The sequence below is a fragment of the uncultured Jannaschia sp. genome (assembly GCF_947503795.1).
Lineage (GTDB): Bacteria > Pseudomonadota > Alphaproteobacteria > Rhodobacterales > Rhodobacteraceae > Jannaschia.
Genome location: NZ_CANNEZ010000001.1, coordinates 564,458 through 580,818 on the forward strand (window position 1 = coordinate 564,458; position 16,361 = coordinate 580,818).

Consider the following 16,361-nt stretch of genomic DNA (forward strand, 5'->3'; position numbering starts at 1 on the left):
CGCTGTCACTCGGCGGGCTTGCGCGTCGCCTCCTCCGAGTCCTCGGCATAGGGATGCACGTCGCCGATCTCGGGGTCTTGGGACAGGAAGAAATTGGCGGCGTAGCCGTGCACCACGATCGATACGACGATGGTGACCACGGCCACCCGCCAGACGCCTTCGATGTCGGCGAACTCGGCGTGGTTCTGGGCATAGGCGATGTAGAAGACCGACCCCATGCCGCGAATGCCGAAGAAGGCCACGTTGCGACGGGACATCTGATCGCAGGGATGGCCGATCATCGCCAGCAGGCCCGCGATCGGGCGGATCAGGAAGACGAGGGCGAGCGCGAAAGCCACCTCCTGCCAACGAAGCCCGGACAGGGCCCCGCCGACAAGGAAGGTGCCCAGCCAGAGCAGCAGGATCGCGAGCAGGATCGCCTCGAGCTGTTCGGCACCGTGATGGACGTATTTCTCGTAACCCTCGTTCTCGGTGCCGCGCGTGTTCGACCGGCCCGCGCGGACCGCGACGAAGACCGCGAGGAAGCCGTAGCCATCCACTGCTTCGGTCACGCCGTAGGAGATCATCGTCGCCGAGAGGATCACAAGCACCGCATTCCACGCGCCCTGCGCGCCGTCGCCCCAGGGCGAGAAGACGACGCGGCTGATCGCCCAGCCGGTCGCGTAGCCGACGACGATGCCCATCGCGACCCGGTAGGCGAAATCGAAGGTCAGCCAGTCCCAGAGCCAGGCCTCGCCCGAGGTGGCTTCTGCCACGCCGAGCGTGGCGGCATGGATCGCGAGATAGACGAAGGGAAAGGCGAGCCCGTCATTGAGGCCCGCCTCGGCCGTCAGCGCGACCTCCATCGGTTCCTCGTCCTGACCGGGCGGCGAGACCTGCACCGACCGCGCCAGCACCGGATCCGTGGGCGCGAGCGAGGCGGCCAGCAGGAGGGCCGCGGGCAGCGACAGTCCAAGCCAGCCATGACCGAGGAGCGCGACCGCCCCGATGGTCAGCGGCATCGCCACGATCAACAGCCGCCAGGTCGGGTTCCAGCTGCGCCAGGACATCGGCGTGTCGATGGCAAGCCCGGCGCCCGCCAGCGAGATGATGACGATCAGCTCGGAGGCGTGTTCGATCACCATCGACTGCCACCCGCCCTCGAGCGGGTCGATCAGCGCCATGCCGACCCCGGCGAAGAGCGCCCCGAAGACGAGATAGAAGGCCGGAAGGTTGAAGAGCTTGTAGCGCGCGAGCGCCGGTTGCAGCGTTAGCCCGAACAGCGCGAGCCCGAGCACCGTGTAGATCAGGTCGCGTGGATCGATCGTGCCCCACATCCGCGACGCCCCTCCGTTTCAGCCCCAACACGGGGCGCGGTCGCCCGGTTCCCCGAAGGCTCAGCCGCCCCTGACCTTCACGGCCCCTGCATGGACCGCGAGGTCGCGCGCGACCGAGAAGGCGCCCTTGATGCGATCGGCCTCGGCGGGGAACTCCTGCGCGAGGACGAGCTTGTCGCCCTTGATCTTCGCGGCACCGTTCTTCGACTTGATATAGTCCACCAGCCCCTCGGGGCGAGCGAAGCGGTTGCCGTGGAATTCGACCGTCGCGCCCCTGGCGCCGACGTTCAGTTTCTCGATCCCGGCCGACTTGCAGAGCGACTTGATGCGGACGACGCGCAGAAGGACGTTCACCTCGCGGGGGAGGGGGCCGAACCGGTCGATCAACTCGGCCGCGAACCCCTCCAGCTCCACCTTGCGGTCGAGCCCCGAGAGGCGACGATAAAGGCCCAGCCGGGTGTCGAGGTCGGGCACGTAGTCCTCGGGGATGAGAACCGGCACACCCAGCGCAATCTGAGGCGACCAGTCATCGGAGAGCGCGTCGGGCAAGTCCGCCTTGCCCGATTTCAGCGACTCGATCGTCTCCTGCAGCATCGACTGGTACAATTCGAACCCCACCTCCTTCATGTGGCCCGATTGTTCCTCGCCGATGATGTTGCCTCCGCCCCTGAGATCAAGGTCTTGGCTGGCGATGTTGAAGCCCGCGCCCAGCGCGTCGATGCTGCCAAGCGCCTTCAGGCGTCGCGTGGCCGCCGTGGTCAGCTTCGATTTGGGCTTGGTTGTCAGATAAGCATAAGCACGGGTCTTGGATCGGCCAACGCGGCCCCTGATCTGGTAGAGCTGAGACAAGCCGAACATGTCCGCGCGCCAGATGACCATCGTGTTCGCGGTCGGGATGTCGATGCCGGATTCGATGATGGTTGTTGAGAGAAGGACATCGTACTTGCCGTCGTAGAACGCGTTCATGCGCTCGTCGAGGTCACCGGCCGCGAGTTGTCCATGTGCGATCACATAGGTCAATTCCGGCAGCTGTTCGCGCAGGAACTGCTCCATTTCCGACAAATCGCTGATCCGGGGCACAACCATGAAGGACTGTCCGCCACGGTAATGCTCGCGCAGAAGCGCCTCGCGGACGGTCACGGCATCGAACTCCGAGACGTAGGTCCGGATCGCGAGGCGGTCGACCGGCGGCGTGCCGATGATCGACAGGTCCCGCACCCCCGTCAGCGACATCTGGAGTGTCCGCGGGATAGGCGTCGCGGAGAGCGTCAGCACATGAACGTCGGTCCGCATCTCCTTGAGACGCTCCTTATGTGTGACGCCGAAATGCTGTTCCTCGTCGATGACGAGAAGCCCGAGATCGCGGAACTTCACCTGCTTGGCCAGCAGCGCATGGGTGCCGATGGCGATGTCGACGGTGCCGTCGGCGATGCCCGCGCGGGTTTCGGCCGCGACCTTGGGCGTCACGAAGCGCGACAGTTGCCGGACCTTGACGGGAAATCCGCGGAACCGGTCCATGAAAGACTTGGCGTGCTGGCGCGCCAAAAGGGTCGTGGGCGCGATGACCGCGACCTGTTTGCCCGAGGTTGCGGCGATGAAGGCGGCGCGCATCGCGACCTCAGTCTTGCCGAAGCCGACGTCACCGACCACGAGCCGGTCCATCGGATTGCCCGACGCGAGGTCGGCCGCGACGTCCTCGATGGCCTGCATCTGGTCGTCCGTTTCCTCGTAGGGGAACCGGGCGGCGAAGGCTTCGGCCATGTCGCCAGGCGGCGTCAGGATCGGGGCCTGGCGCAGCGCGCGTTCGGCCGCGATCCGCATCAGGCGTTCGGCGATCTGGCGGATGCGCTCCTTCAGACGGGCCTTGCGGGTCTGCCACGCGCCGCCCCCAAGCTTGTCGAGGAGGCCTTCTTCCGAACCATAGCGGCTGAGGAGCTCGATATTCTCGACGGGCAGGAACAGCCGGTCGCCGCCCGCATATTCCAGCGCCAGGCATTCGTGGGGCGCACCCGCGGCGGTGACGGTCTCCATCCCGATGAAACGCCCGACGCCGTGATCCACATGCACCACCAGATCCCCGACCGAAAGCGCCTGCGCCTCGGTCAGGAAGTTCTCGGCGCGGCGCTTCTTCTTCTTGCCCCGGATCAGCCGTTCGCCGAGCACGTCCTGCTCGGAGATGACGGTCAGTCGATGCTGACCGAAGGGCCCATCGAAGCCGCGATCAAGGGCCCAGATCGCCAGGCCGACGTCGCCGCGCGCGACCTCCTCGAGGCGCTTCACGGATTTCAACCGCTCCACACCATGATCCTCGAGCAGGCCCTCCAGACGCTCGCGCGCGCCGCCGGAATAGGAGGCGATGACCACTCCACCTTCGGTCCGCTTCTCGGCAATGTACGCGGCCAGCGTCTCAAAGAGATTGACGTCCTCGAGCTGCCGCTCCGGCGCGAAGCTGCGCCCGATGCGCCCGCCCGCGTCGATCACGTTCGGCCCGGGTGCCGCAGGGAAGGGTGACAGGTGCAACGTGCGGCGGCCCGCCATGACGGTCTCGAACGCGTCCGGCGCGAGATAGAGCCCGTCGGGCTGCGCGGGCTTGTAGACGCTGTCGACGCGGCCCTTGGCGGTCATCGCCTCGCGCCGATTGTCATACATGTCGGTGATCTGGGTCCAGCGCTCCGCGTGCTGCGCGGGTAGTCCGTCATCGAGAACGAAGCTCGCCTCGGGCAGGTAGTCTGGCAGCGTCTCCAGCGTCTCGTGGAAAAACGGGAGCCAGTGTTCGGCGCCCTGCGCCTTCTTGCCCGCCGTGACGGCCTCGTAAAGCGGGTCATCGGTGCCCGCTGCGCCGAACTCGATTCGGTAGGTTTGGCGAAAGCGGGTGATCGCCGGGCCGTCGAGGATGACCTCCGAGACGGGCGCAAGCTCGATCAGCTCCAATGTATCGGTCGTGCGCTGGGAAACGGGATCGAACCGGCGCAGCCCGTCCAGCGTGTCGCCGAAGAGGTCGAGGCGGATCGGCGCGGGCTGACCGGGCGGCCAGATGTCGATGATGCCGCCGCGGGGCGACCAGTCGCCCGGCTCCATCACGGTGGGCGTCTGGGTGAAGCCCATGCGGACGAGGAAGTTGCGCATCGCCTTCTCGTCGATGCGCTGGTCGACGCGGGCCGCGAAACCCGCACCCTTGAGCGTGTCGCGGGCCGGGATGCGCTGGGTGATGGCCGCGAGCGTCGTCAGGAGGACGAACCTGCCCGTGAAGCCGTGCGCCAGCGCGGTCAGCGTCGCCATGCGCGTGGCCGAGATCTCGGCGGCGGGCGAGATGCGGTCGTAGGGCAGCACGTCCCAGGCCGGGAACCGCAGCACCGTGACGCCCGCGCGGTGGGCGCGAAGCGCGGCGGCCATCGCCTCCATCCGCTTGTCGTCGCGGGCAACATGGACGACGGGATGGCCTTGCTCCAGCTCGCGCAGCAGGACCGCGGCGTCGAACCCCTCGGGCGCGCCGCCGACGCGGATATGCCCGTCGGGCAGGGGGCGGGTCTGGTGGTCGGAGGTGGCGCTGTCGGGCATCGGGGTCAGGTAACCGGTGGCGGGTCGGTGTCAACCGGCGGCTGGCATGGGCCGATGCCTGTCCGCCCTGCGATGCGCCGTCAGCCGCCGAGGACGGATTGGTTCAGGTTCGTCCACATGCCCCACATCGACGTCACGAAGATCGAGATGATGCCCACGAACTGCACCTTGCGACGATGCGCCGCGAGGAGGTTCCCGAGGTCGATCGCGTCGAGCCCCGCGACCTTTCGCGCGGTCATCAGCGACAGCCAGCCGACGATCATCATCGGCAGGAACAGGAGCAGGAGCGCCTGCGCGAACTCGATCCGGTAGAGAAAGCCCAGCAGAGCCAGCGAAGAGATCGCGAAGAAGGTGAAGCCCGTCGAGATGAGGCCGGTGGCATCGGCGATGAACAGCAGGCGGCGTGACTGGATATTGGCGAGCGCGTGCATGTCGCGCAGCGACGCCTCGTGGCCTCGCGCGGCCCGTCGCACCATGTCGAAGGGCACGCCGACGACCCAGTGGGACGCGGTCGACCAGAGCACGGCCAGCGCGATCCAGAACCAGAGGTTCGAGAACGAGCGGAAGTCGATGACCTCCAACGCCGTCTGAAGGAAGTAGAAATTCACCTGCGTCGCCGTCCCGGTCCGTTCGGCGCCCATGTCGCCCGCGCGCCCCCCCGATTGCAAGCGCGCCCGCAGCGGCTTGATGGCGGTGGTGCGGTCGTGCCACCCATGCGGCGGTGAGGGAGATGCGACGATGACAAGACGGTTTGCCGATTACCCCGCGACGCGGACCCGCCGGACCCGGCGGACGCCGGCGCTGCGCGCGCTGACCCGCGAAGAGCGACTGTCCTGCGACGACCTGATCTGGCCGGTCTTCGTGTGCGACGGGACGGGTGTCACGCAGGAGGTGGCGTCGATGCCCGGCGTGATCCGGCGCTCGGTCGATCTGACGGTGGAGGCGGCGGCCGAGGCCTGGGACGCGGGCATCCCGGCGATCTGCCTCTTTCCCTATACCGATCCGGCGTTGAAGACCGACCTCTGCGAAGAGGCGTGGAACCCCGAGAACCTGTCGAACCGTGCGATCCGCGCGATCAAGGCCGAGGTGCCGGATATCGCCGTGATGACGGATGTGGCGCTCGATCCCTATAACGCGCAGGGCCATGACGGGATCGTCAGGGGCGGCGTGATCGTCAACGACGAGAGCGTCGCGGCGCTCGTGCGCATGGCGCTGGCGCAGGCCGAGGCGGGGGCGGACATCCTCGGGCCGTCGGACATGATGGACGGCCGGATCGGCGCGATGCGGTCGGCGCTCGAGGAGGCGGGCCATGTCGACGTGTCGATCATGTCCTACGCCGCGAAATACGCGAGCGCGTTCTACGGCCCGTTTCGCGACGCGGTGGGCGCGTCGGGGGCGCTGAAGGGCGACAAGAAGACCTATCAGCTGGATCCGGCCAATGCGCGCGAGGGCTTGCTCGGGGTCGAGATGGACCTCGCCGAGGGCGCGGACATGGTGATGGTGAAGCCGGGCATGCCGTATCTCGACATGGTGCGGCGCGTGAAGGACCGCTTCGATGTGCCGACCTATGCCTACCAGGTATCGGGCGAATACGCGATGATCCGGGCGGCGGCGGGCAATGGCTGGATCGACGGCGAACGGGTGATGATGGAGAGCCTGATGGCCTTCCGCCGGGCGGGCTGTGACGGCGTCCTGACCTATTTTGCGCCGGAGGCCGCACGGCTGATCCGCGCCGGATGGTCCTGACGCGGGGGAATCCCGCCGATCCGGCCCGCTTCGAACACAGCCCTTGCATTATGCGCGGCGGAGGCCCACATGGGGATCGCGACGTTGTGACTGTCGATGGCTCTCCCTTTGTGGCTCAGTGTCTCGATCCTGCACTGTACTAGCCGACCTGCCGCATCCCGCGGGCAGACGAACTAAAGGAGACCGACGATGGCAACTGGCACCGTCAAATGGTTCAATTCCACCAAAGGCTTCGGCTTTATCGCGCCCGATGGCGGCAGCAAGGACGTGTTCGTGCACATCTCTGCCGTCGAGCGCGCGGGTCTGACCGACCTCGCCGACAACCAGAAGGTGACGTTCGACATCGAGCCCGGCCGTGACGGCCGCGAAAGCGCGACGAACATCCAGCTCGCCTGAGGCGACGCTGACCCGCGACACGGAAGGGCGCCCCTCGGGGCGCCCTTTTGCGTTGGGTTGGGTGCTACTACTCGGCCGCGACCCCTACGCTGTCCGGATATCCTGTCGCTGACCTCCGACGGGAGGCGGGACGGCCATGTCTTGTCCCCACGGCGATATCGATCTGGCGACCAAGGTCATTGGCGTCGAAGCCTTTAGACACCACGATCAGCGGCAGGCCAGCTTGCGAAAACGCCTCCGCTTTCGCTGCATCGCGACGCGCAGCGTTGCCGGAGTTGTGGCCCGAGCCGTGATACTCCACACCGCAAATGGGCCGGTGGTCCGCGTCGGTGATGAGGAAATCCACGTACTTCTGACGGATCGACGCGAAAGCGCGGTATGCGTCTTTCGGATTTCCAGGGTTCGTCACGCGGAAGACCGCGGACAGGCTGACTTCGGGGTTCACATGCAGTCCTCGCCCCGACAGGTGGCACCGGATCACGCGGTCGACTCCGAGCTGCTCGCGGCTCATTATCTGTACTGCCTTGACCTCGCTGTCGCGAAGTGCCTGCCGTGCGCCGTCTTGCGATGCGGATCGCTCAGACGTTCGCGCGGCGCGCGTCCGCTTGCCCGTCGTCAGACCGACCAGTAGGATGACCAACGCAAGAAACGCCACTGCAAGCGTGAGACTCGTCGCCGCCATCGCAGGGAGGCCGCTAAGGAGCGCGGCGGTGGCAAGAAGCGTCGTCATTCCAATCTCCGCACATCTGACAAGACCTCAATCGGGGGTCCTTGCGGCGAATGAATGACCGAAGCGCGGCGACCGCGGTCCCCCTACACCCCCGTGCCGATCGGGCAGGTCACGCCCGTACCGCCGATGCCGCAATAGCCGTTCGGGTTTTTCGAGAGGTATTGCTGATGGTACTCCTCGGCGGCGTAGAAGAGGGGGGCGTCGACGATCTCGGTGGTGATCGCGCCGTAGCCCGCGTCGCGCAGGCGGGGCGCCATGGCCTCGGCCGAGGCGGTCGCGGCAGCGCGCTGGGCGTCCGAATAGGTGTAGATGCCCGAGCGGTACTGCGTGCCGCGGTCATTGCCCTGCCGCATGCCCTGGGTCGGGTCGTGACCCTCCCAGAAGACGCGGAGGAGGTCGTCATACGTGACCTTGGCGGGGTCGTAGATGACGCGCACGACCTCGTTGTGGCCGGTGCGGCCCGAGCACACCTCCTCGTAGGTGGCGTTGGGCGTGAAGCCGCCCGCATAGCCGACGAGCGTCATGTGAACGCCCGGCAGTTGCCAGAACATTCGCTCGACCCCCCAGAAGCAGCCCATCCCGAACATCGCCTCCGCCATACCGTCCGGCACCTCGTTCGAAAGCGGGGTGCCGAAGACGTGATGCGTGCCTGTCAGCGGGATGGGCGTGCCGCGACCGGGCAGGGCGGCATCTTCGGAGATCATTTCGGCCTTGGGGCGCAGCAGGTTGAACATCAAAGGGCTCCTTCGTCGGTTGGCCCTTATGTAGGTGCGCTACTCGGCCGCGGCGAGGGGGCGGGCGAAGCGGGTCTCGTGGCCGGGCACCGGATGGCGGGGCACGAGCGTCGAGAGCGCGAAGGACAGCCCCGCCATCCCGGCCGCCAGGAGGTAGACCGAGACCGGCGAGGTCAGCCAGAGATAGCCCAGCGCCGCAGGCAGGAAGACCGCCGCGATATGGTTGATCGTGAAGGCCACGGCCGCCGTGGGGGCGATGTCGCCGGGGGCCGCGATCTTCTGGAAGTAGGTCTTGATGGCCAGCGCCAGCGAGAAGAACACGTTGTTGACCATGAAGAGCGCGGCGGCCATCCAAACGCCCCAGTCGAACACGTAGAGCCCGGCATAGAGCAGGAAGACGAGGAAGAGACCCGCGTATTCGATCATCAGCGCGACCCGCTCGCCGAAATGGCCGACGGCCCGGCCGACAAGCGGGGCCGAGACCATGTTGACGACCAGCGTCGACATGAAGAGCGCCGTGATCTGATGGACGTCGAGGCCGAAGCGCTCGACCATCATGAAGCCCGCGAAGACGATGAAGATCTGGCGACGGGCGCCCGACATGAACTGCAGCAGGTAGTAGAGCCAGTAGCGGCGGCGCAGGATCATGCGCTTGGTCTGCGGGTGCGGGGCCTCGAATTGCGGAAAGAGGAGGAAGCACGCGGCGGCGACAGTCGCGGTCAGGCCGCCCGCGAGCCAGTAGACGAGGTCGTAGCTGAGGTCGAAGGCGCGCCAGGTCAGGACGATGCAGGCATAGGCGAGAAAGGTCGCGCCGGACCCGACGGCCAGCAGGGTGCCGAGCATGCGGGGCGCTTCGGCCTTCGACAGCCATTGGAGCTGAAGACTCTGGTTGACCGTTTCGTAGTAATGATAGCCGATCGAGCTGAGCATCGTGATCGTGAGGATGCCCGCGAGGCTGGGGAATTGCGCGGTGAGCGCGGTGGCGACGCCCAGCAGGATGAGCGAGACGAGCGCGAGAGTCTGTTCGCGCACGAAGATGATGATCGCGATGACGCCGACGGCGAAGAAGCCCGGGATCTCGCGCACCGTGTGCAGCCAGCCGATATCGGCGCCATCGAAGCCCGCAACCTCGATCGTGAAGTTGTTCAGGAGCGCCGACCACGTCGCGAAGGCCACCGGCATGATCGCCGCCATCAGCATCAACAGCGCCTTGGGGCGGCGCCAGACGGGCAGGCTGGTTGTGTCGGCGAGGCGCATGGGTTCGGGCTACGCCTCGGGGGCAGGTGTGTCCAGCGGGGGCGGGGTGCGCGCTGGCGGACCGGGGCTGTGCGCGGACGGTAACACAGGCGGTGCGCTTGTCATCCCGGCCCGCCGCGCCCATCCTTTGAGGCTGACAGGGGGACCGCGAATGACACGGGATACCAAGGGCCTGCGCCACGCGCGGGAGGTCGAGGGCCATCTCGACTGGCTGGGCAGCTTCACCTCCGCGGCGCTGGGCGTGCTCGCCGTGGCCTCGGGGATCTACACCTATCTCGGGGTGCGGGGTCTCCTCGACGATGGCGGCGCGCTCTCGCTCTTTGCCGCGATGGCCTATTCGGCGGCGGTCTCGACGGGGATCTTCGTCTTCTGGTCCTACATGCTGCGGCTGCTGCCCGCGATGCGGACGGCGGCGACGCGGCTCTGGCTGGTGGCCGCGATGGTCCTCGGCTCGGCGGCGATCGTCGCGATGTCATCCTGGCTGAACGCGGCGGCGCTGGCGGGCTCCGCGGCGGTCGAGCAGCATCTGGCGCGGACCGTTCAGGACTACCAGGCCGCGCTGGAGCGGACCCACGAGGTGACGTTGCAGGCGCAGGCGCTGGGCCTCGATGTCGGGCGCACACGGCAAGGCTTCGAGGACCTCTCCGAGCAGGAGGCCGATGGCGATCTCTCGGGGCTGGCCGGGCGCGGCGCGGTGTTCCGGGTGCTGGTCCAGAAGTCCGACGAGCTCGCCGTGCTCGACGCCCAGATCGCCGCGCAGGACCCGCTGGTCGAAGCCGCCTTCATCGAGGGCAACGCGATCCTGTCGCGGATGCGCGCGCTGACCGTGGCTCCCGGCGCGGTCGAGGACCGGTCGGTCGAGTTCTCGGAGGAGGCCGTGCGGCTGGCTGGCGTCATCACCACGCTGCGGCAGCTCTCGGTGGCCCCGCTGGTGGACCGCGCGGCGCGGGACTTGGCGCAATCGGTTGTCCTGCCGCGCCTCGATGCGGGCGACGCGGGCGGGCAGGCGGCGCAGGCCGCGACGATCACGTCCCTGCTCGAGGTGCTGGGCCGCCGGGCCGAGACGTTGCAGGCGGCGGCCGCCGAGGTGCTGGCGCTCGAACCCGCGCCCGAGGTGGTCTACACGCCGATCTCGACCGCGGACGCGGTGATCCTCTACGCGCGCAACTTCGCGCCGTCTTGGGCGGGTGCCATCGCGATCGACCTCTTGCCGGCGGTGCTCGTCCTGATCGTCGCCGTCGCGCAGGCCGCGATCCGCGCGGGTCGCGAACCCGCAAGCGCCGAAGACGCGATGACCGTGGCCGAACTGCGCGCCGCCGTCCTCGCCTTGCGCGAGGTCGAGGCCGCCGAAGGGCTGGGCGGACCCGCGGCGCGCGTGCTGTCGGACGGGCCCGCGCCCGTGCCCCGAGAGGCCGCCGAATGACCGAGGAGGCTGCCCCCGCCGCCAAGACCCATCCCGAGCGCCGGACGCTGCGCTGGCTGCTGGGGGGGCAGATCGCCATCGCGGCGGTGCTGGTCCTGATCGACCTCGCGCCCGCGGTGCCGGGGCTGATGTCGCCCTCGGACGCGCCCGCGCTCGACCGGCCGACCCGGCCCGGCGATCAGACCCGGCGCTATCGCCCGCGCGATCCCGCGCATCCGGGGCCGGGGGTCGATCCCGACATGCCCCGTCGCCTGATCCTGAGCACGGTCGAGGGCGATCGCCCGACGGTCCTGCTGCGCGGCGCGGTCGAGCCGGGCGACGGCGAGCGCATCGTCCGCGCGCTCGAGGCCGAAGCGGCCGAACTGGTCCAGCTGGACAGCCCCGGCGGCAGCGTGTCCGACGCGCTGGATATCGGGCGCACCATCCGCGCGCTGGGCCTCGACACTGCGCTGGCTCCGGGCGCGGTGTGCTTCTCGGCCTGCCCCTACATGTTCACCGGCGGCGTCGCACGCACCGTCTCGGAGGATGCGCGGCTGGGCGTCCATCAGCATTCCTTCGGGGAATCGACGTTGCTGCCGGCCTTCCTTGCCGTCGAGGACGTCCAGCGCGGCCAGGCCGAGGTGCTGGCGCATCTGGATGCCATGGGCATCGACCTCGGCATCATGGGCCCTGCCATGGCGACTCCGGCGGACGAAATCTACATCCTGACCGGCGAGGAGCTGGTAGATTGGGACGTGGTGACGGAGTGAGAGGGCCGACCTCGGTTGGGGGTTACAAGATCGCGTGAGCTCGCCTCTGCGTGGCTGGCATTACGTTGTTTGCCCGAAGCTACACCTCTATGCCGGCCTAAGAACCAATGTGGGCGGACGCAGAAATGCGAGGCGAGATAACATTCACGCGGCTGCCCGCGATTGATCCCGGCGACATCAGGGATCACATGTCCGACCCCCGCGTCGCGGAACACATGCCCCTCCTGACATCAGAATGGGATGACGCCGCCGTCACCAAATTCGTCGCCATGAAGGAGGCATCCTGGCGCCGCGATGGGCTCGGGCATTGGGCCTTCCTGATCGACCAAGCGTATGTCGGCTGGGGTGGCTTCCAGAAGGAAGGAGATGAATGGGATTACGGTCTCGTTCTCAAGCCCGAATTCTTCGGCCTGGGCGTGCGCATCTCGAAGAAGGCGATCGCTTTCGCCAATTCGGATCCGCGCATTCCGTTCGTCACCTTCATGCTGCCGCCGACGCGCAGGCACCTTGGTGCGCTCGGCAGGCTCGGGGCCCTTTTCGTCGGCGAGGTCGATTATGACGGATCGACCTTTCTCAAGTACCGGCTGAATACCGAATGATGACAGGCGTCTGCGTGGCCGCCCTCAACTCGCCAGCACGTTCCTGAACTGCCACGGGTCGCTTTCGTCGATATCCTCGGGGAAGTGCTGCCAGCGGTCCTGAAGGGGCGTCCAGTCGGTGTAGTGCGCCTCGACGGGACCGAGATACGGGGTCTGGATCTCGAGGCAGCGGGCGTGGTCCATCTCGTCGGTCTCGACGATGCCGGCATTCGGGTTCTCGAGCGCCCAGACCATCCCGGCGAGGACGGCGGAGGTGACCTGAAGGCCGGTGGCGTTCTGGTCCGGGGCGAGGCGCTTGGTTTCCTCGTTCGACAGCCGTGATCCGTACCAGAGCGCGTTCTTTTCGTGCCCGAAGAGGAGGACGCCCAGCTCGTCGATGCCGGTCACGATCTCGTCCTCGGAGAGGATGTGATGCGCCTCCTGTTGGCGGCCGGAGCCGAACATCTCGTGAAGGCTGAGCACCGCATCGTCGCAGGGATGGTAGGCGTAGTGGCAGGTCGGGCGGTAGTCGGGCGAGGCCCCCGCGCCGACGGTGTAGTAGTCGGAGATGCTGATCGCCTCGTTATGGGTGACCAGGAAGCCGAATTGCGGGCCCGGCGTCGGGCACCAGGTATGGACCCGCGTGATCGCGCCGGGCCGGTTCAGCCAGATCGCCGCCTGCGAGCCGGTGCCGTGGCGACGGGCGTTCTCGGGGAACCAGGTCTCGTGCGTGCCCCAGCCCAGCTCGGCGGGCTGGAAGCCTTCGGCGATGAAGCCCTCGACGGACCAGGTGTTGACGAAGACGTCGCGTGGGCGGGGCGTGTCGCGGGCCTGGGTGTCGCGCTCGGCGATATGGATGCCCTTCACGCCGAGCGTCTGCATCAGCCGCGCCCAGCCGTCGCGGTCGGCGGGGGCCGAGGCCTCCGCGCCGGTTTCCTCGGCCAGCCGCAGGAGCGCCGCCTTGACGAACCAGGACACCATGCCGGGATTGGCGCCGCAGCACGACACGGCGGTCGTCCCGCCCGGGTTCGCCGCCTTCTCGTCGCGGACCTTCTGGCGGAGCGCGTAATTCGTCCGCTCGGCATTCTCGAGATCGTCGAAATAAAAGCCCGCCCATGGCTCCACGACCGTGTCGATATAGGGCACGCCGATCTCGCGGCAGAAGCGCATCAGATGGAGCGACGAGGTGTCGACCGAGAGGTTCACGCAGAACCCTGCGCCGGGCGTCAGCACCTCGCCCAGCACCTCGCGGTAGTTGTCGGGCGTCAACGCGACCTGCCGATGCGCGATGCCGCGGGCGGCCAGATCGGCACATCCGGCCTCGGCGGGCTCGATGACGAGCAGGCGGGAGCGGTCGAACTCGAAATGACGCTCGATCAGGGGCAGCGTCCCGCGACCGATGGAGCCGAAGCCGATCATGACGATCGCGCCGTCGATCCGCGCGTGAATGGGATGGTCGCTTGGCATCTCGATAGCTCCTCTGATCGCAGGCCGAGACATAGGACCCGCGCCCGAAGATGAAAACCGATACCGGGTCGGCTTGGGCCGTGGGATGGGACAGGGACGGGGATGCTCGGGATCCTCGCCCTTATGACGAAACGCTCCTTCTGCTCGGGTTGCTCTGCGATGTCCTTCTGACGACGATCGGCGCGATCGCCCCGATCCTGTCCGGTCTCAGGATGCGCGCGGTTCACGATGGAGCCGCCGCCGCGCGAAGCACCCAACGCGACAGCAAAATGGGACCGCCTCCCCCGGTGGGAGACGGTCCCGCACTCGTTACGCACGTCGCCGCGTGGGTCTCGCGGGCGCTTGGAGGACCTGCAGTCCGGCTTAGGCGCCGGGCGATCGAAGGCTCAACGGCTAGCGGATGTCGAAGACGCCGCGGTTGCCCTCGCCCCGGTTGCGCGTCAGCGCGACCTGGCCGACCGCCAGTTCCGCAAGCTGACAGTCGCTGCCGAGCGATTCCGGCTTCAGGCCCGCCGTCCAGGTCCGGCACCAGTAACCGTCCTCGAAGCTCCAGGACCCTTGAAGGGCGCCGCGGCCATAGTTGCCCGAGACCGACCCGTCCGCGTTCAGCCGGAAGAAGTTGCCGTTGCCGCCATTCGCGTTGACGAGATCGCGCCCGACGACGGCGGCCCGGAAGGCGGCTTCGTCTGTGACGCGGACGAAGCCGTCGGAGCCCGCGTCGGTCTCGACGCAGCCGGCCAGGAGGAGTGCGGCTCCCGCGAGCGTGGATATCAGTTTCATCGTATTCCCTTCGTAATCTGCCGACCTCGGACGGGTCGTTCTGCGGCGATCATCGAGGGGGAGGGCCGGGGTGAAAACCTATCGAATCCGATAGCTTCAGAGCCGAAGCTGACCCGAGCGGATGGCCAGCGCGATGGCCTGTTCTCGGGTAGCGGCGCCGAGCTTGCGGCGGGCTTGGGCGGCGTGGGCGCGGACGGTAACCTCGGCGATCTTCATGCGGAACGCGATCGCGTCGTTGCGATGCCCGGCGGCGAGATAGCGCAGCACGTCGCGCTCGCGGGTGCTGAGCGCGGGGTCCATCAGCGGCGTGGCGCCGGGGCTGTCGCGCGTCTCGGGCGGGCCGATCGCGGCGGCGATGACGGCGGCGCGGAGCTGTGCCCGACGGTCCGGCGCGGGGGCATCCGCGGCCCTCGCGATGGCAATGGCCTTGAAGCTGCCCGGTTCGGGGGCCGTGTAGGTGCAGAAGTCGATGACACGGTAGTCCCAGCTTACGATCTGATCGCACAAGGCCCGCTCGGGTGCCGTGTCGCCGACGATGCCGTCAATACGGCCATCGGTCATCCGCAGGACCCGTTCGCCGCGGCAGCCCGCCAGCAGGAGCGGGTCGATATGGTGAAATGTCTGGTCGAAATAGTCATTGAGCCAAGCCTCCGACATCGAGCTGCGGAACCAGACCGGGGTCCCGTCGGCCATGCATTCGGCGATGTTCAGGGCATTTGCATCTTCGTCTTCGACCAACGCCACGGCGCGCCGCCACGCGTCGTCGCCATCGGTCGCGGCGGCGAAGGTATCGACCGCGTCGATCAACCCGTTCAACGTGCCGCCGCTGTCCTCCATCCATACCTCCCGTACCGCGCCAGGGCGTGACCACGATGCACCGAGTCCGAGGCGCCGCGCAAAAAGAAAACGCGCCCCTGGGGGCGCGTCCTTTGCTTGCCGATATGCGCGACGGGGCGGGCCCCCCGGCGGATCAGTTCTGAGCGTAGTATTCGATGACGAGGTTCGGCTCCATCATCACCGGGTAGGGCACGTCGCCGAGGCCCGGCGTGCGCACGAAGGTCGCGGTGAGCTTGCCGTGGTCGGCATCGAGGTAGTCGGGCACGTCACGCTCGGCCAACTGGGTGGCCTCGAGGACGAGCGCCAGCTGCTTGGACTTGTCGCGGACCGAGACGACATCGCCTTCCTTGACGCGGTAGGACGGGATATTGACGCGCTTGCCATTCACGAGGACGTGGCCGTGGTTCACGAACTGGCGGGCGGCGAAGACGGTCGGCACGAACTTGGCGCGGTAGACGACGGCGTCGAGACGACGCTCGAGCAGGCCGATCAGGTTCTCGCCGGTGTCGCCCTTGACGCGGGCGGCTTCGGCGAAGATGCGCTTGAATTGCTTCTCGGTCAGGTCGCCGTAATAGCCCTTCAGCTTCTGCTTGGCGCGAAGCTGCAGGCCGAAATCGGACAGCTTGCCCTTGCGGCGCTGACCGTGCTGGCCCGGGCCGTATTCGCGGCGATTGACCGGGGACTTCGAGCGACCCCAGATGTTCTCGCCCATGCGGCGGTCGAGCTTGTACTTGGCAGACGTGCGTTTGGTCACGGCTGATCTCCTTCGATAGAGCGCGCCCGGCGGGGC

At 67.6% G+C, this 16,361-nt stretch carries 15 protein-coding genes; 5 read left to right on the forward strand and 10 right to left on the reverse strand.

All coding sequences use genetic code 11. The features are described from left to right. Positions 1 to 5 precede the first annotated feature (5 nt). The 3 genes from Q0833_RS02960 to Q0833_RS02970 form a co-directional block, all read right to left on the reverse strand. Positions 6 to 1,316, reverse strand: coding sequence for a cation:proton antiporter (locus Q0833_RS02960; RefSeq protein ID WP_298430079.1), 1,311 nt, complete (start codon positions 1,314 to 1,316; stop codon positions 6 to 8). A gap of 60 nt (positions 1,317 to 1,376) precedes the next feature. Then, positions 1,377 to 4,874 (reverse strand): transcription-repair coupling factor, encoded by a 3,498-nt coding sequence (gene mfd, locus Q0833_RS02965; RefSeq protein WP_298430081.1) that lies wholly within the window; start codon positions 4,872 to 4,874, stop codon positions 1,377 to 1,379. Positions 4,875 to 4,954: 80 nt separating this feature from the next. After that, positions 4,955 to 5,515 (reverse strand): component of SufBCD complex, encoded by a 561-nt coding sequence (locus Q0833_RS02970; RefSeq protein ID WP_298430083.1) that lies wholly within the window; start codon positions 5,513 to 5,515, stop codon positions 4,955 to 4,957. A gap of 97 nt (positions 5,516 to 5,612) precedes the next feature. On the opposite strand from Q0833_RS02970, the gene hemB reads away from it, so the two are divergent. Next, on the forward strand, positions 5,613 to 6,620 hold the full coding sequence (hemB, locus tag Q0833_RS02975) for a porphobilinogen synthase (protein WP_298430085.1): 1,008 nt from the start codon (positions 5,613 to 5,615) through the stop codon (positions 6,618 to 6,620). A 189-nt stretch (positions 6,621 to 6,809) separates the two neighbouring features. Continuing rightward, entirely contained in the window at positions 6,810 to 7,016 is a 207-nt protein-coding gene (locus Q0833_RS02980) for a cold-shock protein (protein ID WP_298430087.1), read from the forward strand. A 67-nt stretch (positions 7,017 to 7,083) separates the two neighbouring features. On the opposite strand, the gene Q0833_RS02985 is transcribed toward Q0833_RS02980, so the two are convergent. The 3 genes from Q0833_RS02985 to Q0833_RS02995 form a co-directional block, all read right to left on the reverse strand. Then, the gene (locus Q0833_RS02985; protein WP_298430089.1) at positions 7,084 to 7,746 is read right to left on the reverse strand and encodes a DUF2726 domain-containing protein; all 663 of its coding nucleotides are present in this window, start codon (positions 7,744 to 7,746) and stop codon (positions 7,084 to 7,086) included. A gap of 83 nt (positions 7,747 to 7,829) precedes the next feature. Continuing rightward, on the reverse strand, positions 7,830 to 8,480 hold the full coding sequence (msrA, locus tag Q0833_RS02990; RefSeq protein WP_298430091.1) for a peptide-methionine (S)-S-oxide reductase MsrA: 651 nt from the start codon (positions 8,478 to 8,480) through the stop codon (positions 7,830 to 7,832). Between the two features lie 39 nt (positions 8,481 to 8,519). After that, the gene (locus tag Q0833_RS02995) at positions 8,520 to 9,737 is read right to left on the reverse strand and encodes an MFS transporter (protein ID WP_298430126.1); all 1,218 of its coding nucleotides are present in this window, start codon (positions 9,735 to 9,737) and stop codon (positions 8,520 to 8,522) included. A 151-nt stretch (positions 9,738 to 9,888) separates the two neighbouring features. Here Q0833_RS02995 and Q0833_RS03000 point away from each other — a divergent pair, with 151 nt between their 5' ends. From Q0833_RS03000 to Q0833_RS03010, 3 genes are all read left to right on the forward strand, one after another. Next, complete coding sequence (locus tag Q0833_RS03000) at positions 9,889 to 11,160, forward strand: hypothetical protein (protein ID WP_298430128.1); 1,272 nt, start codon at positions 9,889 to 9,891, stop codon at positions 11,158 to 11,160. Beyond that, complete coding sequence (locus Q0833_RS03005; RefSeq protein WP_298430130.1) at positions 11,157 to 11,909, forward strand: hypothetical protein; 753 nt, start codon at positions 11,157 to 11,159, stop codon at positions 11,907 to 11,909. The genes Q0833_RS03000 and Q0833_RS03005 overlap by 4 nt, the downstream gene beginning before the upstream one ends. A 125-nt stretch (positions 11,910 to 12,034) precedes the next feature. Beyond that, positions 12,035 to 12,508: a GNAT family N-acetyltransferase gene (locus Q0833_RS03010; RefSeq protein WP_298430132.1), complete on the forward strand. Its 474-nt coding sequence runs from the start codon at positions 12,035 to 12,037 to the stop codon at positions 12,506 to 12,508. A 24-nt stretch (positions 12,509 to 12,532) separates the two neighbouring features. Here the strand turns inward: Q0833_RS03010 and Q0833_RS03015 are convergent, their stop codons facing one another. The 4 genes from Q0833_RS03015 to rpsD form a co-directional block, all read right to left on the reverse strand. Then, positions 12,533 to 13,954 carry a saccharopine dehydrogenase C-terminal domain-containing protein gene (locus tag Q0833_RS03015; protein WP_298430133.1) on the reverse strand — a complete coding sequence of 474 codons (1,422 nt, stop codon included), beginning with the start codon at positions 13,952 to 13,954 and terminating at the stop codon, positions 12,533 to 12,535. Between the two features lie 393 nt (positions 13,955 to 14,347). Beyond that, positions 14,348 to 14,734 carry a hypothetical protein gene (locus Q0833_RS03020; protein WP_298430135.1) on the reverse strand — a complete coding sequence of 129 codons (387 nt, stop codon included), beginning with the start codon at positions 14,732 to 14,734 and terminating at the stop codon, positions 14,348 to 14,350. Positions 14,735 to 14,830: 96 nt separating this feature from the next. After that, the gene (locus tag Q0833_RS03025; protein ID WP_298430137.1) at positions 14,831 to 15,571 is read right to left on the reverse strand and encodes a helix-turn-helix transcriptional regulator; all 741 of its coding nucleotides are present in this window, start codon (positions 15,569 to 15,571) and stop codon (positions 14,831 to 14,833) included. A 133-nt stretch (positions 15,572 to 15,704) separates the two neighbouring features. Then, positions 15,705 to 16,325: a 30S ribosomal protein S4 gene (gene rpsD / locus Q0833_RS03030; protein ID WP_298430139.1), complete on the reverse strand. Its 621-nt coding sequence runs from the start codon at positions 16,323 to 16,325 to the stop codon at positions 15,705 to 15,707. Between the last annotated feature and the right edge of the window lie 36 nt (positions 16,326 to 16,361).

Excerpts from the sequence above, each read along its gene's own strand:
- Q0833_RS03005 (WP_298430130.1), top strand. The coding sequence starts at position 11,157 with ATGACCGAGGAGGCTGCCCCCGCCGCCAAGACCCATCCCGAGCGCCGG.
- Q0833_RS03000 (WP_298430128.1), top strand. The coding sequence starts at position 9,889 with ATGACACGGGATACCAAGGGCCTGCGCCACGCGCGGGAGGTCGAGGGC.
- Q0833_RS02980 (WP_298430087.1), top strand. The coding sequence starts at position 6,810 with ATGGCAACTGGCACCGTCAAATGGTTCAATTCCACCAAAGGCTTCGGC.
- Q0833_RS03025 (WP_298430137.1), bottom strand. The coding sequence starts at position 15,571 with ATGGAGGACAGCGGCGGCACGTTGAACGGGTTGATCGACGCGGTCGAT.
- Q0833_RS02970 (WP_298430083.1), bottom strand. The coding sequence starts at position 5,515 with ATGGGCGCCGAACGGACCGGGACGGCGACGCAGGTGAATTTCTACTTC.
- Q0833_RS02960 (WP_298430079.1), bottom strand. The coding sequence starts at position 1,316 with ATGTGGGGCACGATCGATCCACGCGACCTGATCTACACGGTGCTCGGG.
- Q0833_RS03010 (WP_298430132.1), top strand. The coding sequence starts at position 12,035 with ATGCGAGGCGAGATAACATTCACGCGGCTGCCCGCGATTGATCCCGGC.
- msrA (WP_298430091.1), bottom strand. The coding sequence starts at position 8,480 with ATGTTCAACCTGCTGCGCCCCAAGGCCGAAATGATCTCCGAAGATGCC.
- Q0833_RS03015 (WP_298430133.1), bottom strand. The coding sequence starts at position 13,954 with ATGCCAAGCGACCATCCCATTCACGCGCGGATCGACGGCGCGATCGTC.
- mfd (WP_298430081.1), bottom strand. The coding sequence starts at position 4,874 with ATGCCCGACAGCGCCACCTCCGACCACCAGACCCGCCCCCTGCCCGAC.
- hemB (WP_298430085.1), top strand. The coding sequence starts at position 5,613 with ATGACAAGACGGTTTGCCGATTACCCCGCGACGCGGACCCGCCGGACC.
- Q0833_RS02985 (WP_298430089.1), bottom strand. The coding sequence starts at position 7,746 with ATGACGACGCTTCTTGCCACCGCCGCGCTCCTTAGCGGCCTCCCTGCG.
- Q0833_RS03020 (WP_298430135.1), bottom strand. The coding sequence starts at position 14,734 with ATGAAACTGATATCCACGCTCGCGGGAGCCGCACTCCTCCTGGCCGGC.
- Q0833_RS02995 (WP_298430126.1), bottom strand. The coding sequence starts at position 9,737 with ATGCGCCTCGCCGACACAACCAGCCTGCCCGTCTGGCGCCGCCCCAAG.